At 64.2% G+C, this 23,584-nt stretch carries 29 protein-coding genes and 1 pseudogene; 12 read left to right on the top strand and 18 right to left on the bottom strand.

The window, feature by feature from the left end; translation table 11 throughout:
* Positions 1-8 precede the first annotated feature (8 nt).
* From guaB to ABIB80_RS16115, 3 genes are all read left to right on the top strand, one after another.
* Positions 9-1,499: an IMP dehydrogenase gene (gene guaB, locus ABIB80_RS16105; protein WP_007592224.1), complete on the top strand. Its 1,491-nt coding sequence runs from the start codon at positions 9-11 to the stop codon at positions 1,497-1,499.
* A gap of 255 nt (positions 1,500-1,754) precedes the next feature.
* Positions 1,755-2,777, top strand: coding sequence for an NADPH-dependent curcumin/dihydrocurcumin reductase (curA, locus tag ABIB80_RS16110; RefSeq protein ID WP_354127919.1), 1,023 nt, complete (start codon positions 1,755-1,757; stop codon positions 2,775-2,777).
* A gap of 150 nt (positions 2,778-2,927) precedes the next feature.
* On the top strand, positions 2,928-3,224 hold the full coding sequence (locus ABIB80_RS16115; protein WP_354127964.1) for a hypothetical protein: 297 nt from the start codon (positions 2,928-2,930) through the stop codon (positions 3,222-3,224).
* Positions 3,225-3,233: 9 nt separating this feature from the next.
* Here the strand turns inward: ABIB80_RS16115 and ABIB80_RS16120 are convergent, their stop codons facing one another.
* The 10 genes from ABIB80_RS16120 to ABIB80_RS16165 form a co-directional block, all read right to left on the bottom strand.
* The gene (locus tag ABIB80_RS16120; RefSeq protein WP_007592219.1) at positions 3,234-4,298 is read right to left on the bottom strand and encodes a LacI family DNA-binding transcriptional regulator; all 1,065 of its coding nucleotides are present in this window, start codon (positions 4,296-4,298) and stop codon (positions 3,234-3,236) included.
* Positions 4,299-4,440: 142 nt separating this feature from the next.
* Positions 4,441-5,469 (bottom strand): succinylglutamate desuccinylase/aspartoacylase family protein, encoded by a 1,029-nt coding sequence (locus ABIB80_RS16125; protein WP_007592216.1) that lies wholly within the window; start codon positions 5,467-5,469, stop codon positions 4,441-4,443.
* Between the two features lie 63 nt (positions 5,470-5,532).
* The gene (locus ABIB80_RS16130) at positions 5,533-5,877 is read right to left on the bottom strand and encodes a RidA family protein (RefSeq protein ID WP_354127920.1); all 345 of its coding nucleotides are present in this window, start codon (positions 5,875-5,877) and stop codon (positions 5,533-5,535) included.
* A 56-nt stretch (positions 5,878-5,933) separates the two neighbouring features.
* Positions 5,934-6,731, bottom strand: a complete 798-nt coding sequence (locus ABIB80_RS16135; protein WP_007592214.1) for a transporter substrate-binding domain-containing protein — start codon at positions 6,729-6,731, stop codon at positions 5,934-5,936.
* Between the two features lie 35 nt (positions 6,732-6,766).
* On the bottom strand, positions 6,767-7,495 hold the full coding sequence (locus ABIB80_RS16140) for an amino acid ABC transporter ATP-binding protein (protein ID WP_354127921.1): 729 nt from the start codon (positions 7,493-7,495) through the stop codon (positions 6,767-6,769).
* On the bottom strand, positions 7,482-8,132 hold the full coding sequence (locus tag ABIB80_RS16145; RefSeq protein WP_354127922.1) for an amino acid ABC transporter permease: 651 nt from the start codon (positions 8,130-8,132) through the stop codon (positions 7,482-7,484). Before ABIB80_RS16145 ends, ABIB80_RS16140 begins: the two co-directional genes overlap by 14 nt.
* 11 nt (positions 8,133-8,143) lie before the next feature.
* Positions 8,144-8,803, bottom strand: a complete 660-nt coding sequence (locus ABIB80_RS16150; protein WP_007592208.1) for an amino acid ABC transporter permease — start codon at positions 8,801-8,803, stop codon at positions 8,144-8,146.
* 11 nt (positions 8,804-8,814) lie between these two features.
* A complete protein-coding gene (locus ABIB80_RS16155; RefSeq protein ID WP_007592206.1) occupies positions 8,815-10,110 on the bottom strand; it encodes an alanine racemase in 1,296 nt (431 codons plus the stop codon).
* 140 nt (positions 10,111-10,250) lie between these two features.
* Complete coding sequence (locus ABIB80_RS16160; RefSeq protein WP_354127923.1) at positions 10,251-11,093, bottom strand: metallophosphoesterase family protein; 843 nt, start codon at positions 11,091-11,093, stop codon at positions 10,251-10,253.
* A gap of 70 nt (positions 11,094-11,163) precedes the next feature.
* Positions 11,164-11,823 carry an acriflavin resistance protein gene (locus ABIB80_RS16165; protein WP_354127924.1) on the bottom strand — a complete coding sequence of 220 codons (660 nt, stop codon included), beginning with the start codon at positions 11,821-11,823 and terminating at the stop codon, positions 11,164-11,166.
* 169 nt (positions 11,824-11,992) lie between these two features.
* Here ABIB80_RS16165 and ABIB80_RS16170 point away from each other — a divergent pair, with 169 nt between their 5' ends.
* Both ABIB80_RS16170 and ABIB80_RS16175 read left to right on the top strand, forming a co-directional pair.
* Positions 11,993-12,415, top strand: coding sequence for an MAPEG family protein (locus tag ABIB80_RS16170; protein ID WP_354127925.1), 423 nt, complete (start codon positions 11,993-11,995; stop codon positions 12,413-12,415).
* Between the two features lie 34 nt (positions 12,416-12,449).
* Positions 12,450-13,748: an RsmB/NOP family class I SAM-dependent RNA methyltransferase gene (locus tag ABIB80_RS16175; RefSeq protein ID WP_354127926.1), complete on the top strand. Its 1,299-nt coding sequence runs from the start codon at positions 12,450-12,452 to the stop codon at positions 13,746-13,748.
* Positions 13,749-13,873: 125 nt separating this feature from the next.
* Here ABIB80_RS16175 and ABIB80_RS16180 read toward each other — a convergent pair whose 3' ends face one another.
* From ABIB80_RS16180 to ABIB80_RS16190, 3 genes are all read right to left on the bottom strand, one after another.
* Positions 13,874-14,083 (bottom strand): cold-shock protein, encoded by a 210-nt coding sequence (locus ABIB80_RS16180; protein ID WP_007592195.1) that lies wholly within the window; start codon positions 14,081-14,083, stop codon positions 13,874-13,876.
* A gap of 259 nt (positions 14,084-14,342) precedes the next feature.
* Positions 14,343-14,675, bottom strand: a complete 333-nt coding sequence (locus ABIB80_RS16185) for a DHCW motif cupin fold protein (RefSeq protein ID WP_219683300.1) — start codon at positions 14,673-14,675, stop codon at positions 14,343-14,345.
* A 234-nt stretch (positions 14,676-14,909) separates the two neighbouring features.
* Positions 14,910-15,281: a nuclear transport factor 2 family protein gene (locus ABIB80_RS16190; RefSeq protein ID WP_354127927.1), complete on the bottom strand. Its 372-nt coding sequence runs from the start codon at positions 15,279-15,281 to the stop codon at positions 14,910-14,912.
* 146 nt (positions 15,282-15,427) lie between these two features.
* On the opposite strand from ABIB80_RS16190, the gene guaA reads away from it, so the two are divergent.
* The 3 genes and pseudogenes from guaA to ABIB80_RS16205 all read left to right on the top strand — a co-directional run.
* Positions 15,428-17,026 (top strand): glutamine-hydrolyzing GMP synthase, encoded by a 1,599-nt coding sequence (gene guaA / locus ABIB80_RS16195; protein WP_198288294.1) that lies wholly within the window; start codon positions 15,428-15,430, stop codon positions 17,024-17,026.
* Between the two features lie 140 nt (positions 17,027-17,166).
* Positions 17,167-18,066, top strand: a complete 900-nt coding sequence (locus ABIB80_RS16200) for an HNH endonuclease (RefSeq protein WP_354127929.1) — start codon at positions 17,167-17,169, stop codon at positions 18,064-18,066.
* Between the two features lie 66 nt (positions 18,067-18,132).
* Positions 18,133-18,270 (top strand): annotated as a pseudogene (locus tag ABIB80_RS16205) (GMP synthase (glutamine-hydrolyzing)); the annotation flags it as partial.
* A gap of 113 nt (positions 18,271-18,383) precedes the next feature.
* On the opposite strand, the gene ABIB80_RS16210 reads toward ABIB80_RS16205, so the two are convergent.
* Positions 18,384-18,776 (bottom strand): VOC family protein, encoded by a 393-nt coding sequence (locus ABIB80_RS16210; RefSeq protein WP_354127965.1) that lies wholly within the window; start codon positions 18,774-18,776, stop codon positions 18,384-18,386.
* A gap of 119 nt (positions 18,777-18,895) precedes the next feature.
* Between ABIB80_RS16210 and ABIB80_RS16215 the strand changes: the two genes are divergently transcribed.
* The 4 genes from ABIB80_RS16215 (at position 18,896) to ABIB80_RS16230 (ending at position 20,908) form a co-directional block, all read left to right on the top strand.
* Positions 18,896-19,048, top strand: a complete 153-nt coding sequence (locus tag ABIB80_RS16215) for an integrase (protein WP_354127930.1) — start codon at positions 18,896-18,898, stop codon at positions 19,046-19,048.
* On the top strand, positions 19,048-19,431 hold the full coding sequence (locus tag ABIB80_RS16220) for a hypothetical protein (RefSeq protein ID WP_354127931.1): 384 nt from the start codon (positions 19,048-19,050) through the stop codon (positions 19,429-19,431). Before ABIB80_RS16215 ends, ABIB80_RS16220 begins: the two co-directional genes overlap by 1 nt.
* 76 nt (positions 19,432-19,507) lie before the next feature.
* A complete protein-coding gene (locus ABIB80_RS16225; RefSeq protein WP_354127932.1) occupies positions 19,508-19,918 on the top strand; it encodes an SMI1/KNR4 family protein in 411 nt (136 codons plus the stop codon).
* Positions 19,919-19,978: 60 nt separating this feature from the next.
* A complete protein-coding gene (locus ABIB80_RS16230; RefSeq protein ID WP_246649042.1) occupies positions 19,979-20,908 on the top strand; it encodes an SDR family oxidoreductase in 930 nt (309 codons plus the stop codon).
* Between the two features lie 122 nt (positions 20,909-21,030).
* Here the strand turns inward: ABIB80_RS16230 and ABIB80_RS16235 are convergent, their stop codons facing one another.
* The 4 genes from ABIB80_RS16235 to ABIB80_RS16250 form a co-directional block, all read right to left on the bottom strand.
* Positions 21,031-21,663, bottom strand: coding sequence for a class I SAM-dependent methyltransferase (locus ABIB80_RS16235; RefSeq protein WP_354127933.1), 633 nt, complete (start codon positions 21,661-21,663; stop codon positions 21,031-21,033).
* An 11-nt stretch (positions 21,664-21,674) separates the two neighbouring features.
* Complete coding sequence (locus ABIB80_RS16240; RefSeq protein ID WP_219683245.1) at positions 21,675-22,085, bottom strand: nuclear transport factor 2 family protein; 411 nt, start codon at positions 22,083-22,085, stop codon at positions 21,675-21,677.
* Between the two features lie 70 nt (positions 22,086-22,155).
* Positions 22,156-22,755 carry an NADPH-dependent F420 reductase gene (locus ABIB80_RS16245; protein ID WP_502918730.1) on the bottom strand — a complete coding sequence of 200 codons (600 nt, stop codon included), beginning with the start codon at positions 22,753-22,755 and terminating at the stop codon, positions 22,156-22,158.
* Positions 22,756-22,787: 32 nt separating this feature from the next.
* Positions 22,788-23,540: a glucose 1-dehydrogenase gene (locus ABIB80_RS16250; protein ID WP_354127934.1), complete on the bottom strand. Its 753-nt coding sequence runs from the start codon at positions 23,538-23,540 to the stop codon at positions 22,788-22,790.
* Positions 23,541-23,584 lie beyond the last annotated feature (44 nt).

The raw sequence follows: 23,584 nt of genomic DNA on the forward strand, positions 1-23,584 counted from the left end.
GTTGGCACATGGCCACCGTGCAACAAGGTATTCGCGAAGCCCTCACGTTCGACGACGTGCTGCTGAAGCCGGGCCTGTCGGACGTCATGCCGGGGGAGGTCGACATCCGCTCTCGCGTCACCCGCGCCATTCCGCTCAACATCCCGATCATGGCCTCCGCCATGGACACGGTCACCGAAGCCCGCATGGCGATCGCCATGGCGCAGGCCGGCGGCATCGGCGTCATCCACCGCAATTTCGATCCCGAAGGGCAGGCCGCCCAGGTGCGGCAGGTCAAGCGCTACGAGTCGGGCATGGTGGTGAACCCGCTCACCATCAGCCCCGACGCCACGCTGGACGACGCGCTCAAGCTGATGAGCGATCACGGTATCTCCGGCATTCCCGTCGTCACCGGTGCCGGCAAGTCCACGCCGGGCAAGCTGGTCGGCATCCTCACCAACCGCGACGTCCGCTTCGCCACCGACCGCCAGCAAAAAATCTCCGAGCTGATGACGCATGAAGGTCTCGTCACGGTGCGCGAGAATGTCAGCCAGGACGAGGCACGGCGGATGCTGCATCAGCACCGCATCGAGAAGCTGCTCGTGGTCGACGAGCAGTATCGCTGCGTCGGTCTGGTCACCGTGAAGGACATGGAGAAGGCGGTCGCCCATCCGCTGGCCTGCAAGGACGCGCAGGGCCGCCTGCGCGTCGCCGCCGCCACCACGGTCGGTGATAGCGGCTTCGAGCGCACCGAGCGGCTGATCGATGCGGGCGTCGATCTCGTCGTGGTCGACACCGCGCACGGTCATTCCCGTCACGTGCTCCATGCGGTCAACCGCATCAAGCGCCTGTCCAATTCCGTGCAGGTCGTTGCCGGCAACGTCGCGACCTCGGAGGGTGCGCAGGCGCTGATCGATGCTGGCGCGGACTGCATCAAGGTCGGCATCGGCCCGGGCTCGATCTGCACCACGCGCATCGTCGCCGGCGTCGGTGTGCCCCAGCTCACCGCGATCATGGATGCGGTGGAAGCGGCGAAGAAGTCCGACATCCCCGTGATCGCCGACGGCGGCATCAAGTTCTCCGGCGACCTTGCCAAGGCGCTTGCTGCCGGTGCCGACATCGCGATGGTCGGCTCGTTGCTCGCCGGCACCGATGAGACGCCCGGTGAGGTGTTCTTGTGGCAGGGCCGCTCCTATAAGGCCTATCGCGGCATGGGTTCGGTCGGCGCGATGGCGCGCGGCTCGGCCGACCGCTACTTCCAGCAGGACATCAAGGACACGCTCAAGCTCGTGCCCGAAGGCATAGAAGGCCAGGTGCCTTACAAGGGCCCGGTCGGCAACGTCATGCACCAGCTCGCCGGCGGCCTGCGCGCCGCGATGGGCTATGTCGGTGCAGGCACGCTCCAGGACTTGCACAAGAAGGCGCAGTTCGTGCGTATCACCGGCGCGGGCCTGCGCGAGAGCCACGTCCACGACGTCACCATTACGCGCGAGGCGCCGAACTATCCGGGCGGGGGTTAGGCGCTCCACATTCCGCTGTCATGCCCCGGCTTGACCGGGGCATCCAGTACGCCGCGGCCTCTCGGCTCAACCACGACCGCCTCTGGAATACTGGATCGCCCGATCAAGTCGGGCGATGACAGCGAGGGCGCGGTTGGTGTGTACCACACTCCATTTGCGGCGCTGTCCTGCAACTACGCTCCGTCGCTTTTGTATTGACGTGCTCCGCTCCCTCCGCTTCCGTTCGCGCCGAAGCATAATCAGGAGGAAGCCAACATGTCCCAAGGCAAACGCATCGTTCTCGCGGCGCGTCCCGTCGGCGAGCCAAAGCCGTCCGATTTCCGCATCGAGGAATTCGCTGTACCGACGCCCGCCGCAGGTGAAGTCCTGCTGCGCACGATCTGGCTCTCGCTCGATCCCTATATGCGCGGGCGCATGAGCGACGGTCCGTCCTACGCGACCCCGGTGCCGGTCGGCGGCGTGATGGAAGCCGGTACGGTCTGCGAGGTCGCAGCCTCCAACAATCCGAGCTTCGCCAAGGGCGACATCGTGCTCTCGCGCGCGGGCTGGCAGACGCACGCGATCTCCGACGGCAAGGGGCTGAACAAGATCGACCCGAAGCTCGCGCCGATCTCGACGGCCATCGGCGTGCTCGGCATGCCCGGCATGACCGCCTACACGGGCCTGCTCGATATCGGCAAGCCGCAGGAAGGCGAGACCGTCGTCGTCGCCGGCGCCTCCGGCGCGGTCGGCTCGGCCGTGGGACAGATCGCGAAGATCAAGGGCGCACGCGCGGTCGGCATCGCCGGCGGCAAGGACAAATGCGATTACGTCGTGAAGGAGCTCGGCTTCGATGCCTGCCTCGATCACCGCGATCCTGATCTGGCGGCGAAGCTGAAGGAGGCCTGCCCGAAAGGCATCGACGTCTATTTCGAGAATGTCGGCGGCGCCGTGTTCGAGGCGGTCTTCCCGCTGCTCAATGCGTTCGCGCGCGTGCCGGTCTGCGGCCTCATCGCCCATTACAACGACACTGAAGCGAAGCCGCCGAAATGGGCCGCCAGCATGATGCGCGCGACCCTGACCAAGCGGCTGACCTTCCGCGGCTTCATCGTCTCCGACTTCGCCTCCCGCCATGGCGACTTCCTGCGCGACATGTCCGGATGGGTCCGCGAGGGCAAGGTCAAGTACAAGGAGTTCGTCACCGAGGGCCTGGAGAGCGCGCCCGGGGCCTTCATGGGGCTTCTGAAGGGAGCCAATTTCGGCAAGCAATTGGTGCGGGTCGGGCCGGATAGGGCTTGATCCGCCTCTTCGGCCCCCTCGGGGACCGGATATGGTTAACAAAGAGTGACCGATCGGCCACACCCGCCCGTAAAAGCCGCAGGTGTGACCGTCGGTTCATTGACGGGCCCGCGAAGGCATTGAATCATTGCGCATATTTCAGGTGCGATGATGTTAGAGCTTGTTGTTTTCTGCGTAATCCTGCTGGCTGCCGGTTATTGGGCGACCATGTTTGTCATGGGCCGTCGCGACGACGTCATCCATGGCAAGTTCGTTCACACCGAGGACGCCGACGCGTTCGCGCAATCCGCGATGCCGACACCCACGCCGCCATTCCCCCGGCGTCCCGTCAAAGCCGCGCGGCCTGCCAATGTTCAGCCTGCCAATACCGGGGCCAAGCCGGTGAGTAGCGAGGCGCTGCAGTCCCTGCTTGCCGCGATCCAGCAGGATCTCAAGAGCGTCGCTTGATCCGCGCGTTCAGACGCTGCCGCGCTCGACCATGAACAGCTCGACCGCAAGTCGCTGCTCGGGCCGTGGCGCGCCGGTCAGGCGCGCCAGAAGCAGTTCGCCTGCGATACGCCCCACAGCCGCGGCATCGAACGAGATCGTGGTGAGGCCGGGCGTGATCTGATCGGCGACGTCGTTGTCGCCGAAGCCGAGCACAGCCAGATCGCGCGGCACCGACAGGCCCCGGCCGCGCGCCTCGATCAGTGCGCCGGTCGCGAGCAGATCGTTGGCGCAGAACACGGCATCGATGCGGTCGCCGCGGTCGAGCAGGGCGGTGAAGGCGGCGCGGCCGTCGACGAGCCCCGTGATTTCGCCGACACCGATCTCATGGATGATCTCGAGCCCGAGCTGTGCCGCGGCCGCGCGAAAACCGTCGCGGCGCAGCGCACCGCGCCCAACGCTGCGTCCGATGAAACCGACGCGGCGATGCCCGGCCTCAGCCAGCCTTCGCGCCGCCATCGCACCGGCATCGGCGTTGGGAAGGCCGACCAGCATGTCGATGGGATCGCGCGGAAACGCCCAGGTCTCGATCACGGGAATGCCGAGCTCTTCGAGCGCGGCGCGATTCTCCTCGAGTTCGATCACGCCGGTGAACATCACGGCCGCAGGCCGGATGCCGCGCAGCGACTGGATCATCGCGACCTCCTTGGCATAGGAGTAGGAGGTCTGGCCGATCAGCACTTCAAAGCCTTCCGGCTCCAGCGTCGCGGCGAAGCTGCGCACCGCCAGCCCAAACTGCTGGCTGAGGATGTTGGAGACGAAAGCCATGACCACGTTTGATCGGCCCGAGCGCAGCGCGCGCGCGTGCGGGTTGGACGCATAGCCGGTCGCCTCGATCACTTCGAGGATACGCTCGCGGGTCTCGCGATTGACCTTCTCGGGATGGCGCAGCACCCGCGACACCGTGATCGGCGCAACGCCCGCGCGCTCCGCCACCTCCGCGATGCGCGGCGGCCGTCCGGTCGCGCTGCTGCGGCCGGGCGGCGCCGGAATGCGCACCACGTCGTCATAGGTCGGCTTTGCCGGATCGGTCATCGAATCCCGAGGCTAGAGCATGATCCGGAAAAGTGTGAAGCGGTTTTCCGAAAAGATCATGCTCAAATAACAACCTAAAGCGCGATGACGATTCATCCCAATCTCATCGCGCTTTAATCGAAGTCGGTACCGTCTCCAAAGCTCAGTGCGTCCCCACCTCATCGCGTGCCAGCGCGCGGCCGACCTGGACGAGGCAGTCGCCGCTCTGGCTGTCGGTGTGCAGCCTTTGCGAGATAACGATGCCGTCGGCTGGAAAGCGCAGTATCTCTTCGGCCAGCTCCGGGCGCTCGAAATCATGATACCAGCCCGCGACGTCGCCGGCCGCAACCCGCGCGCCGACCGTGACGGCAGGCTCGAACCAGCCGCGCCGCGTGGCGAACACCGCTTGCGCATGGCTTTGCAATGCCAACAGCTCGGTGGCGCGCTCGACCGGCGCATGTGGCCCCAGCACCGGGGCCTGGACCAGGCCGAGCGCGAGCAACAGGCGATCGACGGCGCGCGCGGTCAGGGCCATCGTCTGCGGCGTGACGGTGCCGCCGCCGCCGAACTCGCCGGAGAGTCCGATCGCGCCGGCACGTGCGGCGGCCGCCATCGAGGTCGGCGCAGTGGCGCCGTTCTCGGCGACGAAGGCGAAGGGCATCCCCAGCCCTTCCATCAGGCGCAGCGCGCGGCCGAACATCTCGGGCGGTCCCTGGCGCTCGATCAGCGCGCAAGGCACATGCGCCATCGAGGTGCCGCCGGAGTGGATGTCGAAGACGACATCGTGCCGCGGAAATAGCTCGTGCTCGAGGAAGTGCGCGAGGCGGAACGTCGGCGTGCCTCCGGAATCGCCCGGAAAGGCGCGGTTGAGATTGCCCTCGTCGAGCGGCGAGCGGCGCCGTGCTGCCATCACCGCCGGCAGGTTGGCGAAGGGCAGGATGGTGATCTCGCCCTTCACGGCGGCGTCATCGAGCCGGCGATACAGCCGCGTCAGCGTGATCTCGCCCTCATATTCGTCGCCGTGATTGCCGGCCATCAAAAGGAGTTTTGGGCCGGCACCGTTCTTGATCCGGAAGATCGGGATCTTGAGCTGGTAGTAAGGAGAGCGGTCGATCGAGAAGGGAATGCCGAGATGTCCGGACCATTTCTGGTCCTTCTCGAAATCGATGTCGTGGAAAAGTCCGGTATGCATGGCTTGCCTCGGGGCCGCGTCGTCGCCGACGCCGGCCGAAGGTTGAATGAAAGGGCGGCGCCGCTACAGCAGGGCAACCGCCGTCATCTCGACCCGCAGGTCGGGATCGGCGAGGCGGGCTTCGACGCAGGCGCGCGCCGGCGGATTGACCGGATCGATCCAGGAATCGTAGACCGAGTTCATGGTGTCGAAGTCGATGATGTGCGGCAGGAAGACGTTGACCGCGATCAACCTGGAGCAATCGGAGCCGGCTTCCTTCAACAGCGCGTCGATCTTGGCGAGCACCTGCTGGGTCTGGGATACGATTCCGGCCTTGCGGTCGTCCGCGACCTGGCCGGCGATATGCACCATGCCGCCGGCGGCGACGGCCTGGCTCATGCGCGAGCCCACGACGTAACGTTTGATCATCTGAAATACCTCCTCGTGACAGTGGCTCCCGCGGGGTCGCGGGAGCGCGTGCTGGCTCACAGCGTCGGCAGCGACTGCTCTTCCTTGAACCACTTCAACTGCAGCGCGCCGAGCTTGCCGTTGAGCTTGTTGGTGAAGATGTCGGTGTTGATCCAGTTGAGCAGGTTCTGCTCGCCCTGGCGCACGCCGACATGGGCCGGCGACTGGCGGATCAGGAATTTGAGCTCGACTTCCTTGGCGGGGTTCTGCTCCTGCACCTTGAGTGCGATCGCGCTGTTCTCGGCGAAGGTCTCGGCCTGGCCGGCGAGAAACGCGGCGAGTGCGGCGGGCGTGTCCTCGAAGCGCACAAGCTTCACCTTCGGTGCATTGTCGGTGAGCCAGACATCCAGCGTCGAGCCCTTGGCCACTGCAACGCTGCGGCCGTCGAGATTGTCCGGCTTCTTGCCGGTCGCGGCGGGAAACGATTTGGCGCCGTAGACGCCGAGATTCACCACCGCATAAGGCTGCGAGAACATCACCTGCTGGGCGCGCTCGGGCGTTGCGCCGAGGCCCGCGATCAGCATGTCGATCTTGTCCGACAGCAGGCTCGGGATGCGCGCGGCGCCGGTTACCGGGACGAGTTCGAGCTTCACGCCCATGTCGGCAGCAATCAGCCTGGCGAGATCGGCGTCGAGACCTGCGATCTCGCCCTTGTCGTCCTTGAAGCCCCATGGCGCCGCATCGGTGAGGATTCCGATGCGCAGCTTGCCTGAGCCGAGCACGTCCTGGAGCTTGTCGGCGTTCGCGAGGTTCGGCGCTGCGAGAACGGCAAGCGCCGCGGCTGCGATGGTGAAGAGTGACTTCAGTTTTCTCATGGCTCTCTCCTGGTGGCGGATTTGGTGAACGATGGTCATCTCGACGACGCGATGAAGCTTGCGAGCTCGGGCGTGTCAGGACTGGCGAACAGCTTTGCCGGCGGCCCCTGTTCCCAGACTCGGCCCTGGTGCATGAAGACGATGCGGTCCGCGACATTGCGGGCAAAGCCCATCTCGTGGGTGACCAGGATCATCGTCATGCCCTGTTTTGCCATCGCTTCCATCACCTTCAGCACTTCGCCGACGAGTTCGGGGTCGAGCGCGGAGGTCACCTCGTCGAACAGCATGAGCTGAGGCGCCATGGCCAGGCACCGCGCGATCGCGACGCGCTGCTGCTGGCCGCCGGAGAGCTGCTCCGGCCAGGCGTCGATCTTGTCGGCGAGACCGACGCGGGTCAGCACATCCTCGGCCAGCGCCCGCGCGCGGGCCTTGTCGATGCGGCCGGTGAGGAGCGGGGCGAGCGTGATATTGCGCTCGACCTTCAGATGCGGAAACAGGTTGAAGGCCTGGAACACGATGCCGACGCGCTGACGGAATTTCTTGAGGTCGCGCATTTCGGCATGGACCTTCAAGCCCTCGACGCGGATATCGCCGGAATCGACGCTCTCGAGCGCATTGATGCAGCGGAGCAGCGTCGACTTGCCCGAGCCGGAGCGGCCGATGATCGTGACGATCTCGCCTTCCTCGACGTCGAGCGAGACGCCCTTGAGGACCTCGACCCGGCCGAATGTCTTGTGCACGTCGCGGATTTCAACGAGAGCCATCGAGGCGGGCCTCCAGGGAGCGGGACCAGAGCGTGAGCGGCAGGCACAGCGCGAAATAGATCGCGGCGACCAGTGCGTAGGTGAGCAGCGGCTGGAATGTCGCCGCGCTCACCACCTGGCCGGCGCGCGCGAGCTCGACGAAGCCGAGGATCGAGGCGAGCGAGGTGCCCTTGATGAGCTGCACCAGGAAGCCGACGGTCGGCGGCAGCGACAGCCGCAGCGCCTGCGGCGCGATGATGTGGCAAAACTGCTGCCAGGCGGAGAGGCCGAGGCAGGCGCCAGCCTCCCACTGCGCCTGCTTCACGGCCTCCAGGCCGCCGCGCCAGATCTCGCCGAGAAAGGCGGCCGTGTAGAGCGTGTAGGCCACCGTCACCGCGACGGTCGCGGGCACCTGGATGCCCAGGAACACCGGCATGCCGAAATAGAAGAAGAACAGCAGGCCGAGCAGCGGCACGCTTTGGATGATTTGGATGGACGCCGCCATCGTCCAGCGCAGGGCGGCGGACCGGCTGATGCGGCCGACGGCGAGCCCGAGCGCCAGCGGCGTACCGAAGGCGAGCGCGAGCACGACGAGCGCGACAGTCCAGCGCAGGGCTTCGACGAGCGAGACGAGATCGATGAGGGAGAAGGAACGCATCGCCCGATCCCTCAGCGCCGTCGCGGCCAGCGGAAGGCCGCCGCGCCAATGACGGCAAACAGCGCCTTGAACGACATCGCCATGGCGAAATAGACCGCGCAGATCACCGCGTAGACTTCGAAGCTGCGATAGGTACGGCTTTCGATGAAACCTGCGACGTGGAAGAGCTCGTCGGTGGCAACCTGCGAGGCAAGCGAGGTGCCGAGCAGCAGGAGCACGAACTGGCTGGTCACGGCAGGATAGGCATTGCGCAGAGCCGGTGGCAGCAGGATGTGACGGAAGACCTGCCAGGTGGAGAGACCGAGGCACTGGCCGGCCTCGATCTGGTTCTTCGGCACGGAGTCGAGGCCCGCGCGGATGATCTCGACCGAATAGGCGCCGAAATAGAGCGACAGTGCCACACAGGCGGCTTCGAACGCCGGCAGCTTCAGGCCGAAATTCGGCAGCACGAAGAAGACGATGAAGATCTGGATCAGCGACGGCGTGTTGCGGAACAGCTCGATATAGGCGCGCACGAGCCAGCGCAGCGGCGTGACGCGGCCCTTCAGCGCGACCGCGCCGGCGACGCCGATCAGAAGCCCTGCCACCGCTGCGATCACGGTCAGCTCCAGCGTGACGATGGCCCCGTCGATGAGCTGGTTCTGATAGCGCCAGAGCGGCAGGAAATTCATCGTGCCCGCTCTCAGCCGAACTGGGTGGGGAGGGCGCGCGTCACCACGCCATCGGCATCGAGGGCGAAGATGACACGCCAGCGGTCGAGACAGGTGCAGGGATGCGAGATGCCGAAGGCGATGACGTCGCCGACCGCAAGCGTGCTATCGGGCGCGAGCGACAGGAACGCATGCTGGTCGTTGAGACGTGTGACCGACAAGGTCGCGGCGAGCCCTTGCTGGGCGACGCCGTCGCGGAAGACGCGCAGCGGCACCGGCAGTCCCTGGTCGAACGAGGCATCGCGCATGCCGAAGCCCCCGATGGCAAGGCCTGCTTCCGGCCGCGACAGCACCTCGGCCCACAGCGTGAGCGCCGGGCGAAAACCTTCGGCGGCGGAGCGTTGCGCGCCGTCGACGAGTAGACCGCCGCGCCGGTCGAGCTCGGCGAGGGCGCGGGCATAGATGCCGTGATCGGCGAAGAACAGCGCGCCCGAGCGCAGGAGAACGATGGCGTTGCCGTCGCCATGGGCGACGGGTGCGAGCGCGCGTGCCACGATGTCGAAATAGGCGGAGCCGCCCGCGCTGATGATCAGCGGCAGGCGCGGGGCCGCAGCGCGCACCAGCGCGAAGGTCTCGATGGTGCGCTCCATCAGCGCTGCGATCGCGCGCATCGTCTCATTGGAATCGGACGTTGCGACCGCGCCTTCGTAAGTCGCGACGCCGCCCAGCACGAGCCGGTCGGCCGCGAGCACCGCGGCAATTGTTGCTTCGACCGCGGCGCGATCGCGCGCGCCGGCGCGGCCGGCGCCGAGTTCCACCAGCACGGACAACTCGCGCCGGTCCGCGATCAGCGCAGCCTCCGCCAGTGCCGCGACCGCGGCCGGTGAATCCGCGAAGGCGTAAAACTCCGTCTCGGGATACGCGCCGAGGACAGCGCCGAGCCGCCGGCCGGCTGCGAGCCCGCCGATTTCGTTGGCCAGCAACAACCGCCGCTCGCCATGCGCAAGCAGCACCGCGGCCTGCTGGATGTTGGCGACCGTCGTGCCCCAGGCGCCGGCCTCGCGCAGCGAGCGGGCCAGCTCCGGCGACATCGGTGTCTTGGCGTGCGGCGCGACAGTGACGCCGGCGCCCTTGCACCAGCGCAGGAAAAGGTCGCGATTGGCGGCGAAGGCGGTCTCATCGAACGTGAGCGCGGGGAGGGCGAGGTCGCCACGAGAGGGCCGCCAATGCTGATCGGCGATCTCATCGATCGACAGACCGGCGACCAGGGGAATACCCCGCGTGGTCGTTGAAAGACGTTGGCTATCCCACCGGGACAAGAAATGCATCGTCACTCCGTCCGCGGCCCTTGCCCGCTTGGAGAACGATATTTCGGAATGACAACGTTGTCATTAGTATCTTCTAGCCATTTTGGATCGAATTCGGTGCAATGAGGTATCAGGATATGGAATCGTGCCCGCCAATTGGGCTAGTGCTCGCCACCCATCTGGGCCAACAGCTCCTCGATGTCGACGTCGACCTGGCCCGCGGCCCTGACGTGGCGTACCTCAAAGCTGTCGGGCTGGAAGCGGTACTCCACGAGCCCGACCTCCTTGATCGCGATCCGGTCCTGGCGCTTGTCGTTGATCTTGAAGCCGGCCGAGGGCGCCCAGACGTGGCGGGTGTGGCGCCAGGTGAAGTCGCGCCGCTGGTGCACGTGACCGCTGGCGATGAGGCGCAGGTCGACATGCGCAAACATCTCGATCAGCCGCACGCGTGCCGGCTGCGGCACGTAGCGGATCGAGGTCTCCGGCGTCTCGGGGTCGTCGGGCAGGTTGAGAAACAGCGGCTTGTGTACGAACAGCGCGACCGGCCTGCCGTTCGTGCGCGAAACTTCCGAGGCGAGCCAGTCGAACTGCTCGGCCTCGAAGGCGAGCCCTGAGTTCATCACCAGCGAATTGACGCCGATGAAGCACCAGCCCGCGGCCTCGAACGACCAATGGTCCTCGCCGATGATCTCGCGGAATTGCTGGCGATGCGCTTCCGCGACCGGCGGCTTCGGCGCAGGGCCGATCGCGGTCGGATTGTCGCCGATGTCGTGATTGCCGGGGATGTAGCGGCAAGCGACGGGCAGGGCATCGTGCAGGGCCTTGGCGAATTCGACATCGTCGCGGCTGGTCGGCCCGTCGAACGAGACATCGCCGGTGTTGACGACGAGATCGGGCCTATCGGTGTCGATATGCTCACTGAGCGCCTGGAAGTTTGCGATCAGGCCGGGGAAGCGCCGGCCAAGATGGGTGTCGGAGATCTGCGTCAGGCGAAATTCGGACATGTATCGATCATAGGCCACGCCCGACGTCGGAACGATGACGGCGGGTCCGCGGTCAGCGATCGAACAAAGTTTAAAGCACGCGATAGCGGATCGTGTAGGCGTCCTGCGGCGCGACCGGGCTTGCCAGCGGCGAGGCGATGCGGTCGGCGAGGTGCCAAGGACCGAACTGAGGACCGAACTGAGGGCCGAACTGCTCGGAGCGATGCGGCTCGGCCGGCAGGCGAAGGCGGAATTCGAAGGTGCCCTTGCCGGGCAGGTTCACGACCAGCACGCGGTCCGCGGTGCGGTGGTTGAGCGGCACCGCGCCGCGCAGCACGGAGCGGCCATCACCGAGCTCCTGCACGCCATCGACCAGTGCCAGCGTCTGGTTGCGGTCGGTATGCAGCTCGATCTGGGTGTCGGACGCCGCCGCCAAGGTCTCCCTGGGCATGCGGATCTCGAACTCGACCGCGGGCTTCGAGGGATTGAGGCCGAGATAGGCCAGCGCGGCATGGCGCATGTCGTAGGCGGCAAAGGCGAACAGGGCGAGGGCGGCGAGCGCAGCGAGACCATGCCTGAGGACATCTCGCCAGGTCCGATAGCTCGTTCGGAAGTAGACCGTCATCGCCAGCGCCACCGCAAGCGCCGTCGCGATGCCGGCCAGCGCCGATATCAGGATGCCGAACTGGCCGTCGGCGGACTCGGTCAAAGCGCCGGTCAGGCTGGCGATCAGGCTGAAGAGGGTGTTCATGGCGGTCTCTCGCCTTGCGCGCCCCGAGGGGCAAAATCGCTTTAACTGTCGACGGTTGGTCGCCTCATCGGGAACGCCGGTTCAACTCGTTGATTGTCAGGACCAGCGGTGACCGCTAAGGGACGCTAGCTATGCCTTCCGCCGGATGGGAAAATCCCGGGAAATTCCGATGTCCATTCAAATGGTTTTGCTGCCGGTCTTCGTGCAGGTCGGTCTCACCTTCGCGCTCCTGATCGCCATGGCGATGGGACGCCGGCGCGCGCTCGTCTCCGGCGAGACCAAGAGCCGCGACATTGCGCTCGGCGAGCCCAACTGGCCGAAGGGCGCCACACAAATCGCCAATTGCTACCGCAACCAGTTCGAGCTGCCGGTGCTGTTCTACGCCCTGATCGCGCTGGCGCTCCCGTTGCGCCATGCCGATCTGTTCATCGTGCTGATGTCCTGGGTGTTCGTGGTGACGCGCTTCGCCCATGCCGGAATTTTCGTCTCCTCCAACAATCTCGGCCGCCGCTCCACGATCTGGCTCGCCGGCGTGCTTGTCCTGCTCGCGATGTGGATCTACTTCGCGTTGAAAATGCTGTTGCTGATCTAGGCGCTACTCGCCGATCCTGATCTGAAAGATTCAAATGACTCCCGCTGCCCGGCTGTCCGCAGCCATCGAACTGATCGACACCATCGAGAAAGACCGCGTGCCCGCCGCCAAGGCGCTGAAGGAGTGGGGCACCGCGCACCGCTTCGCCGGCTCCGGCGACCGCGCCGCCATTGCCGGCCTCGTCTGGGACGTGCTGCGCCGCTACGCCTCGAGCGCCTACCTGATGGATTCGAACACCGCGCGGTCGCGGCTGATCGGCATGCTTCGCCTCGAGCGCAACATGGATACGGCCACGATGGCCGCGCTGTTCGACGGCAGCCGCTTTGCCCCGGCGCCGTTGACCGAGGCCGAGCAGGCCGCGCTCGCCTCGCGGTCGCTGGAAGGTGCCCCGGCCGCGATCGCCGGCGACTATCCGGAATGGCTGGATCCGTACTTGGCAAAAGCCTTCGGCGACGAGCGCGTCGCGGAGGCGGCCGCGATGGCGAGCCGGGCGCCGCTCGACCTGCGCGTCAACACGCTAAAATCCAATCGCGACAAGGTGCTGGGGGCGCTTGCTCATCTTCATGCAAAACCGACGCAGTGGTCCGCAACCGGCCTGCGCATCGAGCTTTCGGCCGATGCACGCAACCCCGGCATCCAGGCCGAAGAGGATTTCATCAAGGGCGCCATCGAAGTGCAGGATGAGGGGTCGCAGCTTGCGGCTGCCTTGACCGCTGCAAAACCCGGCGAGCAGGTGATCGATCTCTGTGCGGGGGCCGGCGGCAAGACGTTGGCGCTCGCCGCGATGATGCAGGGCAAGGGCCGGCTGATCGCGACCGACAGCGACAAGCGGCAGCTTGCGCCGATCCACGACCGCCTGTCGCGCGCCGGCGTCCACAATGCCGATGTGCGCACGCCCAAGGGCGACGCCGATCCGCTGGCCGAGATCAGCGCCACCGCCGACCTCGTCGTGATCGACGCGCCCTGCACGGGAACCGGAACCTGGCGCCGCAACCCCGATGCCAAATGGCGCATGCGCCCGGGCGCCCTGGAGATTCGCCTGCGGGACCAGACCGAGGTGCTCGATCGCGCGGTTCCGCTGGTCAAGGCCGGCGGCCGCATCGCCTACATCACCTGCTCGGTGCTTTCGGAGGAGAACGGCGAGCAGGTGAGGGCGTTCACTGGCCGCCATCCTGAGTTCGCGGTGGTGCCGCCGGAGCAGACCGCGAGCGTGCTCTGGGACAAGGCGGAGGAGTTTGCGCAAGCCGCGCTGCAATCGCCGGAAGGCTGGCTGATGACGCCGCGGCGGACCGGGACGGACGGGTTCTTCGTCTCGGTCTTGAAGAAGGCATAGCCCTCCCCGTCACCGCGGGTTGCGGCGGCCCCCAAAACAAAAACCCCGCAAACCGGAACCCGGTCGCGGGGTTTTCTAACTTGACGTTCTGCCGGTACGTCCGTGGTCAGAACGGTGCGCTGGCGTTAGCCGACGCGGAGATTGTCAGCCGAGGACTTGCCGCTGCGACGATCGGCGACGATGTCGAACGAGACCTTCTGGCCCTCGTTGAGGGTCGACAGGCCGGCGCGCTCGACGGCGCTGATGTGCACGAACACGTCCTTGTCGCCGTCATCCGGCTGAATGAAACCAAAACCCTTTTGATTGTTGAACCACTTCACGGTGCCCATAGCCATGGGAATTTCCTTTGCTTAAGAAGTTAACACGCGGACCGGTACGCACTATTGCGCCCATAGTCCTGATCAGTCGATGTTGGAGAAATCATCTGAAGCGTGCGCGCCCGTCAGCAACGAAGCGAAGCGGCCCAGTCGTTCGGCCAAGTATCGATGATCACAATATAGCGAGATTTTGGGGCCACTTCAAGGCACCACCCGTCGCTCGGAATGTCGCCGCATTTTGCTATTTTGCGGTGCAAATTAACCCTTCCGGGGCGCCTCAATCGACGATAAACAGCGTCGCCCCCGTCGCGGTCGAGGACCGGTGCGCTGCGTCGCCGAAATCCGAGACCTGATAGCTCATCCCCGCCGTGAGCTTGAACTTGCGGCCGTCGCGCAGCTCGCTGTCGAGCTCGCCCTGCAGCACGTAGAGCACGTGGCCGCGGTCGCACCAATGGTCGGCGAGATAGCCCGGCGTATATTCGACCATCCGCACCCGGAGATCGCCGATGTTGAGCGTGCGCCACTGGGCTTGCCCGGTCTCGCCGGGATGGATGGTCGGCTCGACCTTGCTCCAGTCGGTGACGGTGAAGGGGGAGGTGGGGAGCTTCATGGGGGAATCCTCCGTCAGAGCCGGCAGCGCTGTTGTTAGCGTACGTTCGTCTAGCAGTCTCCGTCATTGCTGCGCCCGCACTACCGCGCTTGGGGCGTGCTCGCGCCTGACACGTGCTGTCATCGCCCGCGAAGACGGGCGATCCAGTATTCCAGAGGCCGCAGTGATTGAATCGATAGGCGGCAGCGTACTGGATTCCCCGCCTTCGCGGGGAATGACAGCGGTGGGTGAGCGTCAGCCCACCAAATGATTCGCCGATCCCTGCACGATCTTTCCGGCCGCATTCACCCGCAGATATTCGCAGATCCGCTTTCCCCGCTCGTTCTCGTAGAACACCACCACGCTATCTGGGCTGACGAACAATTCGATGAGCGAGAAATGCAGCTCCGGCAACAGGGCGAGCGCCTTGCTCCAATAGGCCCGCAACGCATCCTTGCCGCGCACGGTGCCGCTTTCATCGAATCCCATCGCGGGGATGCGGTCCGAGGTCATCACGACGTCGTCGGCATAGAGCGTGAGCACGCGTTCGAGATCGCGGGCGGTCCAGGCCTCGACCCAGGTGCGGCCGAGCGCGGCGAGATTCGACGGCTGATGATGGTGTGGCATGACGTTCTCCCTGATCGGCCCTTGGTGAGTGACGGGCCATTAGGTCAATAATACTTACCTATATCGATTTGTCCATGCCCAAAGAAGAATGTGGGCGCGCGGCCCGCGCGGTTGCGGGAAAAGCTTCGGTCGCGTATCTGCTTGCCATGACAGCAGCACAGACCGACCGCTCCGCGTCGACGCCCTCGGTGGCCTCGGCGCACGACAAGATTCTCATCGTCGACTTCGGCAGCCAGGTGACGCAGCTGATCGCGCGTCGCGTGCGCGAGGACGGCGTCTATTGCGAGATCGTCCCGTTCAACAAGGCCGAACAGGCCTTCAACGAGATGAAGCCGAAGGCGGTGATTCTCTCCGGCGGCCCTGAATCGGTGCATGAGGCCGGCTCGCCCCGCGCGCCGCAAGCGATCTTCGATTCCGGCGTGCCCGTGATGGGCATCTGCTACGGCCAGATGGCCATGGCGGAGCAGCTCGGGGGCACCGTCGAGGGCGGCCATCACCGCGAATTCGGCCGCGCCGATGTCGAGGTGAAGGCGCCGAGCAAGCTGTTCGAGGACGTCTGGTCGCCAGGCGGCAAGAACCAGGTCTGGATGAGCCATGGCGACCGCATCACCAAAATGCCGCCGGGCTTCTCGGTGGCCGGGACCTCGCCGAACGCGCCGTTCGCGATCATCCAGGACGAGACGCGCAAATATTACGGCCTGATGTTCCACCCCGAAGTGGTGCACACGCCCGATGGCGCCAAGCTGATCCGCAATTTTGTCCGCAAGATCGCCGGCCTTTCCGGCGACTGGACGATGCGCGCCTTCCGCGAGGAGGAGATCGCCAAGATCCGCGCCCAGGTCGGCAAGGGCAGGGTGCTTTGCGGCCTCTCCGGGGGCGTCGATTCCGCGGTCGCGGCCGTGCTGATCCACGAAGCGATCGGCGAGCAGCTCACTTGCGTGTTTGTCGACCACGGCATGCTGCGCCTCGACGAAGCCAAGACCGTGGTCGATCTGTTCCGCCACCACTACAACATCCCGCTCGTGCACGTGGATGCCTCGAAGCAGTTTTTGGGCGAGCTCGAAGGCGTCACCGACCCGGAAGTGAAGCGCAAGACCATCGGCCGCCTCTTCATCGAGGTATTCGAGGCGGAGGCCAAGAAGATCGGCGGCGCCGACTTCCTCGCGCAAGGCACGCTCTATCCTGATGTGATCGAGAGCGTCTCCTTCACCGGCGGCCCCTCGGTGACGATCAAGTCGCACCACAATGTCGGCGGTCTCCCCGAGCGCATGAACATGAAGCTCGTCGAGCCCCTGCGCGAGCTGTTCAAGGACGAGGTGCGCAAGCTCGGTCGCGAGCTCGGCCTGCCCGAAATCTTCGTCGGCCGCCACCCGTTCCCAGGCCCCGGCCTCGCCATCCGCTGCCCCGGCGACATCACGCGCGAAAAACTCGATATCCTGCGCAAGGCCGACGCCGTCTACATCGACCAGATCCGGAAGCACGGCCTCTACGACGACATCTGGCAGGCTTTTGCGGTGCTGCTCCCGGTCAAGACAGTCGGCGTCATGGGCGACGGCCGCACCTACGACTTCGTCGTGGGCCTGCGCGCCGTCACCTCAACCGACGGCATGACCGCGGATTTCTACCAGTTCGATATGAAGTTCTTGGGCGAGACCGCCACGCGCATCATCAACGAGGTGAAGGGCGTGAATAGGGTGGTGTACGACGTGACGAGCAAGCCGCCGGGGACGATTGAGTGGGAATAGGGGGATAGCGGCGGCCCGATTGGCCTTGTTAATGCCGTCGGAGTAATGCTCTGCCAGTAGGATGGGTAGAGCGCAGCGAAACCCATCGGAATCGCAGAACGAGATTGACGGGTGTCGCTTCCGACGAGTTTAATTGAGTTATGGCATTTGGGGTATTCATCCATCGATCCGACTCGATCTACGATGACAGCCCGGCTGAACGTTATCAGTTTCCCAGTCAGTACCTGCGTCGTGTTGAAGCCTGCATTGACGATTGGGTCATCTATTATGAACCGAGCAAGGTAACTGAAACGCGAGGCTACTTTGCGATTGCAAGGGTTCAGCAAGTGATTCCGGATCCCGGTACTTCCGGGATGTACCTCGCGGTGATCGAGCCAGGAAGCTATCTCGATTTCGCCAATCCGGTCCCCTTCAATGGGTCGAACGGACCAGTAGAGCGGGGTGTTTTGAACGAGCAGGGACGGATTTCGGGACGGGCTCAGTCCGCTGTCCGTCCACTTTCGCTCGAAGATTTCAATAGAATATGCGCCCTTGGTTTCGCCGAGAACGTGCCGTTATTGCCGCGGCGTGACGACGATGTCCGACCGCTCGATTTAAACGAGGAGCAGGCGCCGTTCAGGTTCGACCAACAACGCGACCGCGTCAGCCTGACTGTATCGAGAATTTTGCGTGACCGGATTTTCCGCCGGATCGTGCTCCGGGCCTATGATGAGCGTTGCGCGATCACCGGGCTGAAGCTCATCAATGGAATGGGGCGCGCCGAGGTGGCCGCCGCCCACATCCGACCAGTCGAGGCGAACGGACCGGATATCGTTAGTAACGGGATTGCTCTTTCAGGCACCGCGCATTGGATGTTCGATCGTGGTCTCATTAGTTTGGCGGATGATCTGGAGATATTGATCTCACGTCAGACAAACGATCGCGAGAGCGTAAGATCGGTCGTCAACAAGACCGGCCACGCGCTTGAACCGCGACGGCCATTGGATCGTCCACATCCACATTTCCTGAAATGGCATCGCGAGCACTGCTTCAAGCAATAGGTATCGATAGGAATATGTTGGATTAGGGAATTGCGGTGACAGTGCATAAAAGCTTGCAATGCGCGCATGACCGCGGACTTTTACCAGTTCGACATGAAGTTCTTGGGCGAGACCGCGGCGCGCATCATCAACGAGGTGAAGGGCGTGAACCGGGTGGTCTACAACGTGACGAGCAAGCAGCCTGAGACGATTGCGTGGGAGTAGGGGGATAGCGGCGCTATCGCCCGATTGGCCCTGTTGATGCCATCGGAGCAATGCTCTGCCACTCGCCAATGAGAATCGCTTTGGTGCAGAAGTCCCGGCGCGGATGACGGATTCTAGGAGGGTATCTCCTGTGCGATCTCCCACATATGACCGGATGGGTCGGAAAAGGCGGCGGTGCGGCGACCCCAGGGACGATCGATCGGGCCGTTCACCAAGTCTACGCCGTTTTGCCGGAGCCTCTCACAGGCATCATCGACATCGCCGACTCGAATGGTCATGAGCATGCGAGGTCCGGCGCTCGAAGCAGCCGGCACCACCGGCTGCACAAGCTGCAGTGCCTCCGTCTCCTGTAGCAAATTGACCATTACGCCACCGAGCCCGATCACGCTGCATACGGCGTCGGAATAGATCGGCTTGGCGTCGAACACGGACTCGTAGAATGCCCTGGCGCGCGCGAGGTCGTCAACGAAGAGGGTCACGCACTCCAGATTGTTCAAGTGGTTCATTCGCAGGGCCTCGGTTGACCTGTCGGTCGAGTTTCTTTTGACAAAAAGATAACAACGTATTTGAAAATAAAGAAGCAGTACCATGATAGTATCTGGCGGCGAACCGAACGGAGAAGACCTTGTTGACCGATGCGGGACTTCAGAAGCTCAAGCCTGGCAAGAAGCTCTACAAGCGCGGCGACCGCGACGGCATGTGCGTTGCCGTCCTGCCCATCAAGAGGCGCAAGCAGATCTGCGAAAGTGGCGACCACTCGATCAAGGTGGTGCATTGATGCGCGCCGCGTTGAAAGTGGTACTGGCCGCAATATTTGTGATGCCGGCTGCGGTGGCTCTGGCGAAGTCTCCGGACTGCGCGAGTTGGCCCACGAACATGGCCCTCGTGCACCTCAAGAACGCCGGCCTGATCGATATTCCATCCGTGATCGAGGCGCAGACCAAGGCCGTTCGTCTCGCATCCGAAAAGATCGGCAAGGACCTCCACCAGGAGGTTTACGACATCACGTTTCACACCAAGGATGGCAAGACAATCGAGGTCATCACGAAAAGCCAGGCATCAAGCGAGGAATGCTCGATGAGCGGCGTCGACGTCTATGTGGTCGCGAAGAAAATCGGCGGGTCGGCAGAGCAGGCATCTGACGGCAGGGCCCAAAAGTGATCCGGCTGACCGAAAGCTCAAGAACGAGGGCGGGATGACGATTGAGCCAGAGCGGGCCGAGCGCTAGCATCGCGTTATGGACGCCGAACGACGAATTGAGAGCTTGGAAGCAGCGTTTGGGGCCAGCTTGCCCGTGACGTATCTCGCCTTCCTGCGGTCACACAGGGAAGAGCCGTCTCGTCCGGTTCAGGTCGTCTCGACCAATCCAGACTACTGGGATGTGAGCTGCATCTTCGAAATCGGGGACGCTGAAGACTACCTCCAACTCGATGGTTGTTATGAACTGGTTGGCGACGTCCTTCCCGAAGGGATGCTGGCAGTTGGCGAAGACCAAGGTGGTAACCTCTACCTTTTGGATTGCCGCATGGGTCCGAGCACCGGAGCCATCTATTGGTGGGATCACGAACAGGAGCCTGGCGAGGACCGCGTGGAGTTGGTCGCGACGAGCTTCCCGGAGTTTCTCGCCGTTCTGGTCCCCGATTCATAGCAGCACGCGCGTGGGCGCCGACGATCAACTTCGCTGTCAGGTCGATGCCCAGCGGCCGGTTTGGAGCTGCTGAAGCCCGCCGCCAAAAGCGAAATCCGTCGCATTCGTATTGGGGCTTGCTGCTGCTGCGCGGCAGCCTCGCCTCGGATCCTCGCGCGCGTCCGCTCCGCACAAGCCGCACCGCGATTTCGTCAAGAAGTCGTTCAATGCTGTGAGCCGCGGGAGCAAGACGAACGGAGACATCGCATGGGCACAGGCAAACTGATCGGAAAAGTCGCGCTGGTGACCGGAGCGTCATCCGGGATTGGAGCAGCAACGGCCGTGGCTCTTGCAGCCGAAGGAGCGCGCGTGGCGATCGCAGCCCGGCGCATGCAGCGCCTGGGAGATCTTGCGGAGCGGATACGCCAAGCCGGCGGCCAGGCGCTTCCGCTCGAAGTCGATGTTTCGGACGAGGCGCAGGTCTCGGCGATGGTGCTGCGCGCTATCGAGGAGTTTGGGCGGCTCGACATGTTGCTCTGCATAGCCGGCGTTGGCGTCGCCGCGCCGTTCCAGAACACCACGACAGCTGAATACCGTCAGATGATCGACGTAAACTTCCTGGGGCTGCTCTACCCGATCCATGCCGCGCTGCCGGGAATGAAGCGGCAAGGTTCGGGGCATATCGTGATCCTCTCATCCGGCACCGGACGCTATATCCATGCCTCAACGGTCTATTCCGGGACCAAGCATGCTGCCAGCGCCATGGCGGAATCGCTTCGACGCGAAGTCGGGAAGGACGGCATCCGCGTCACGACGATCGAGCCGGGGGCCGTCAAAACCGAGTTTGTCGCGCAGATGCGTCCCGATGTCCGCCAGGCGGTGGAGACCAGACTGGGAGACATGGAGCAGCTCGAGAGCGAGGACATCGCCGCTGCCATCCTCTACGCGGTGACGCAACCGCCCAGGGTCAACGTCAACATCCTCACGCTTTATCCCACCCAGCAGGCCTGAGCCCGCCGTCATGCCGGGTAACAAACATTCAGGGATTTGCCGCATCCTGATCGGCGCGGGCATCCCGGCGCGGTCGATTGTGCGGGAGTGAAGGGTCGCGCGCTGCTTTCGCGGGGAAGGCGTCACGGCTTCACGAACCGATAGGCGAAGCGATCGGTGTTGCCTTTGATGGCGGGATCGAACACCTTGATCGTGTGCGGGTCGTCCTTGTTCGCGAGCAGGGTGCTTTGCGCGTCCAGCACGAAGCCGGCCGCCTCCACCTCCTTGCGAACGGATGCAGGCTCGATCCGATGCAGCGACTGGGCCTCGCTCGTGCCCGCCCCGAGCGCGGCAGCGTGGTCGACGATGACGTAGCACCCGCCGGGCTTCAGCCGCTCGTAGACGGCTCGATTGAAGTCGGCCGCCGTCGCGCCCCGGGCCTGGATCAGCGCGGTGTGGAGATCGTGGTAGAACAGGTGCAGCCAGAGGACGTCCGCCGGTCGCGTCGCCTCCGGCATCGCCACGAGGTCCGCCGAGACGGCTTCGACGTTGTCTCGACCCGGCTCCCTTGCAAGCGTCTGGATGCGACCGAGCGGATCGTTCTTGAAGTGCGCGACTTCGGCCGGCACGAAGCTGTCAACCCGTCCTTCGCCTCCCACGATCTCGGAGAAGAGACGGGTCCAGTCGCCGTCGCCCGGGTAAACGTCGATGACGGTGGAGCCCGCATTGATGCGTCCGAACCGGATCAACTCGGACAGCTTGGATTGGTCGTACATCTGGATCTCCTTTAGGCTTGGGCATTCGACACGCGCGCGGCTCGTGCCAGTGCCTGCGTGTCGATGTATTCCCTGATGTTCGTCAGTTTGCCGTTGCGAACGGTGATGGCGAAGACCCAGTCGTCCCTAAACGTCTTGTTCGTGGCTTTGATCTTCCCCTTCGCGAAGCCGACGACCAGGACCCGGTCGCCTTGCGCGACGAACTCCCGGGGTTCGGTGGACGTTTCGACCGACCTGGATGCCGTCTCCAGCAGATCCGTCACCCCGTCGTGCCCGCGATGCGTTCCGGCCAGCGGCCAGTCCTCGCCCGGAATGATCCACTCGATGTCCTCAGTGACCAGCGCCAGCAGAGCCTCTCTGTCGCCACGGCCGATCGCGGCGAAGAAGTCCTTCACGGTCTGGATGTTCTTCTCGATACTCATGGGAATTTCTCCGTTTCGCTCGGATCGGATCGCGCGCGATCCGATCGCATGCTTCGTGTCCCCGTGTTCATCAGCCGAACTTGACCAGATCCTTGAAGATCAGGTGGCCCCAGCTGTTTCCGCGCGCCTGCACGAGCAGTCCGCCTTCGGAAAGCCCGCCGAGTTTGATCGGCGCGAAGCCGAGCTTGTCCGCAAGCGCGACAATTTCCGCTGCGGCAGCGTCGTCGTCGCTCGCCAGGAATACGACTCTCCTGCCACCATGGACGGCCGGATCCTGGCCAAGCACGGCAGCACCCAAATGGTTGAAGCCCTTGACCAGTCGACCGCCGGTGAAGGCTTGCGCGAGGGCCTTGGACGAATGTTGTCCTCCCAGTCTCTCAGGCGGCACGCCGTAGGCGTTGGTCACATCGATGATGGTCTTGCCCTGCCAAGTGGGCAGCGCCTTCGCGACATCCTGGTGCGACTCGAAACGGACCGCCAAAAAGACGATGTCCGCCTTGACCGCGTCCACCAGCTTTTTGGGAATGATCGAAGGTCCGATCGCGGCCGCGGCGGATGCAAAGCTTTCCGGGTCGCGCGTGGCTGCAACGGATACTTCGACGCCATTGCGGGCAAACGCCCTGGCCAGGGCCTGGCCGATATGGCCGAAGCCGATAATCGCGTAGCTCATGGTGTTTCTCCGATCTTGTGTCGATGGCGCGGTCAGACCTGCGCCATGCCGCCATCGACGGCGAGATCCACGCCGGTGATGTAAGAACTTTCATCGGAGGCGAGGAAAGTGACGGCAGCCGCGATTTCCTCCGGCTTGCCCCTGCGCCCCATCGGGACCTGTGAAGCAAATCCGGCGGCCGCTTGCTTGGCTTGCTCGGCGGTCAAGCCCGTCGTTGTTTCCAGGGCAGGGGTTTCGGTTGGTCCGGGGCTCATCGTGTTGACGCGGATTCTGCGGTCCTTCAGCTCCAGCGTCCAAGCGCGCGAGAAGCTGCGCACCGCCGCCTTGCTCGCGGCGTAGACGCTGAACCCTGGCAGCCCCTTCACGTTCGACACCGAAGAGTTCAGGATGATCGAACCGCCATCCCTAAAGAGGGGAAGGGCCTTTTGCACTGTAAAGAACAGCCCCTTCACGTTGACGTCGAAGGTCTGGTCGAAATGGGCCTCGGTAGCCATCGCGAGCGGTGCGATCGTTCCCGCGCCCGCGTTCGCGAAGAGAATGTCGATGTGACCATGTTTCTCTTTCACGACGGCATAGAGCCGGTCCAGATCTTCCAGGCGCGACACGTCGCCGATGACCGTCGTCACGTTTCTCTCGATGAAGGCCGTGGCTTCCTTCAGTTCTTTCTCGCGTCGTCCGGTGATCACGACATGCGCACCTTCGTCCACGAAGCGCTTGGCTGTGGCCAGCCCGATCCCGCTGCTGCCGCCGGTGATGACTGCGATCTTGCCTTCTAGTTTTTTCATGATCTTTTCTTCCTTCGTTGTGTGTGTGGGCCAGGCGCGGGACT

It is taken from the genome of Bradyrhizobium sp. i1.15.2, assembly GCF_040548425.1.
Classification (GTDB): domain Bacteria; phylum Pseudomonadota; class Alphaproteobacteria; order Rhizobiales; family Xanthobacteraceae; genus Bradyrhizobium; species Bradyrhizobium canariense.

Bases quoted from the DNA above. Each gene is read 5' to 3' on its own strand.
- guaB (WP_007592224.1), top strand. From the start codon at position 9: ATGGCCACCGTGCAACAAGGTATTCGCGAAGCCCTCACGTTCGACGAC.
- curA (WP_354127919.1), top strand. From the start codon at position 1,755: ATGTCCCAAGGCAAACGCATCGTTCTCGCGGCGCGTCCCGTCGGCGAG.
- ABIB80_RS16115 (WP_354127964.1), top strand. From the start codon at position 2,928: ATGTTAGAGCTTGTTGTTTTCTGCGTAATCCTGCTGGCTGCCGGTTAT.
- ABIB80_RS16120 (WP_007592219.1), bottom strand. From the start codon at position 4,298: ATGACCGATCCGGCAAAGCCGACCTATGACGACGTGGTGCGCATTCCG.
- ABIB80_RS16125 (WP_007592216.1), bottom strand. From the start codon at position 5,469: ATGCATACCGGACTTTTCCACGACATCGATTTCGAGAAGGACCAGAAA.
- ABIB80_RS16130 (WP_354127920.1), bottom strand. From the start codon at position 5,877: ATGATCAAACGTTACGTCGTGGGCTCGCGCATGAGCCAGGCCGTCGCC.
- ABIB80_RS16135 (WP_007592214.1), bottom strand. From the start codon at position 6,731: ATGAGAAAACTGAAGTCACTCTTCACCATCGCAGCCGCGGCGCTTGCC.
- ABIB80_RS16140 (WP_354127921.1), bottom strand. From the start codon at position 7,495: ATGGCTCTCGTTGAAATCCGCGACGTGCACAAGACATTCGGCCGGGTC.
- ABIB80_RS16145 (WP_354127922.1), bottom strand. From the start codon at position 8,132: ATGCGTTCCTTCTCCCTCATCGATCTCGTCTCGCTCGTCGAAGCCCTG.
- ABIB80_RS16150 (WP_007592208.1), bottom strand. From the start codon at position 8,803: ATGAATTTCCTGCCGCTCTGGCGCTATCAGAACCAGCTCATCGACGGG.
- ABIB80_RS16155 (WP_007592206.1), bottom strand. From the start codon at position 10,110: ATGCATTTCTTGTCCCGGTGGGATAGCCAACGTCTTTCAACGACCACG.
- ABIB80_RS16160 (WP_354127923.1), bottom strand. From the start codon at position 11,093: ATGTCCGAATTTCGCCTGACGCAGATCTCCGACACCCATCTTGGCCGG.
- ABIB80_RS16165 (WP_354127924.1), bottom strand. From the start codon at position 11,823: ATGAACACCCTCTTCAGCCTGATCGCCAGCCTGACCGGCGCTTTGACC.
- ABIB80_RS16170 (WP_354127925.1), top strand. From the start codon at position 11,993: ATGTCCATTCAAATGGTTTTGCTGCCGGTCTTCGTGCAGGTCGGTCTC.
- ABIB80_RS16175 (WP_354127926.1), top strand. From the start codon at position 12,450: ATGACTCCCGCTGCCCGGCTGTCCGCAGCCATCGAACTGATCGACACC.
- ABIB80_RS16180 (WP_007592195.1), bottom strand. From the start codon at position 14,083: ATGGCTATGGGCACCGTGAAGTGGTTCAACAATCAAAAGGGTTTTGGT.
- ABIB80_RS16185 (WP_219683300.1), bottom strand. From the start codon at position 14,675: ATGAAGCTCCCCACCTCCCCCTTCACCGTCACCGACTGGAGCAAGGTC.
- ABIB80_RS16190 (WP_354127927.1), bottom strand. From the start codon at position 15,281: ATGCCACACCATCATCAGCCGTCGAATCTCGCCGCGCTCGGCCGCACC.
- guaA (WP_198288294.1), top strand. From the start codon at position 15,428: ATGACAGCAGCACAGACCGACCGCTCCGCGTCGACGCCCTCGGTGGCC.
- ABIB80_RS16200 (WP_354127929.1), top strand. From the start codon at position 17,167: ATGGCATTTGGGGTATTCATCCATCGATCCGACTCGATCTACGATGAC.
- ABIB80_RS16210 (WP_354127965.1), bottom strand. From the start codon at position 18,776: ATGAACCACTTGAACAATCTGGAGTGCGTGACCCTCTTCGTTGACGAC.
- ABIB80_RS16220 (WP_354127931.1), top strand. From the start codon at position 19,048: ATGCGCGCCGCGTTGAAAGTGGTACTGGCCGCAATATTTGTGATGCCG.
- ABIB80_RS16225 (WP_354127932.1), top strand. From the start codon at position 19,508: ATGGACGCCGAACGACGAATTGAGAGCTTGGAAGCAGCGTTTGGGGCC.
- ABIB80_RS16235 (WP_354127933.1), bottom strand. From the start codon at position 21,663: ATGTACGACCAATCCAAGCTGTCCGAGTTGATCCGGTTCGGACGCATC.
- ABIB80_RS16240 (WP_219683245.1), bottom strand. From the start codon at position 22,085: ATGAGTATCGAGAAGAACATCCAGACCGTGAAGGACTTCTTCGCCGCG.
- ABIB80_RS16245 (WP_502918730.1), bottom strand. From the start codon at position 22,755: ATGAGCTACGCGATTATCGGCTTCGGCCATATCGGCCAGGCCCTGGCC.
- ABIB80_RS16250 (WP_354127934.1), bottom strand. From the start codon at position 23,540: ATGAAAAAACTAGAAGGCAAGATCGCAGTCATCACCGGCGGCAGCAGC.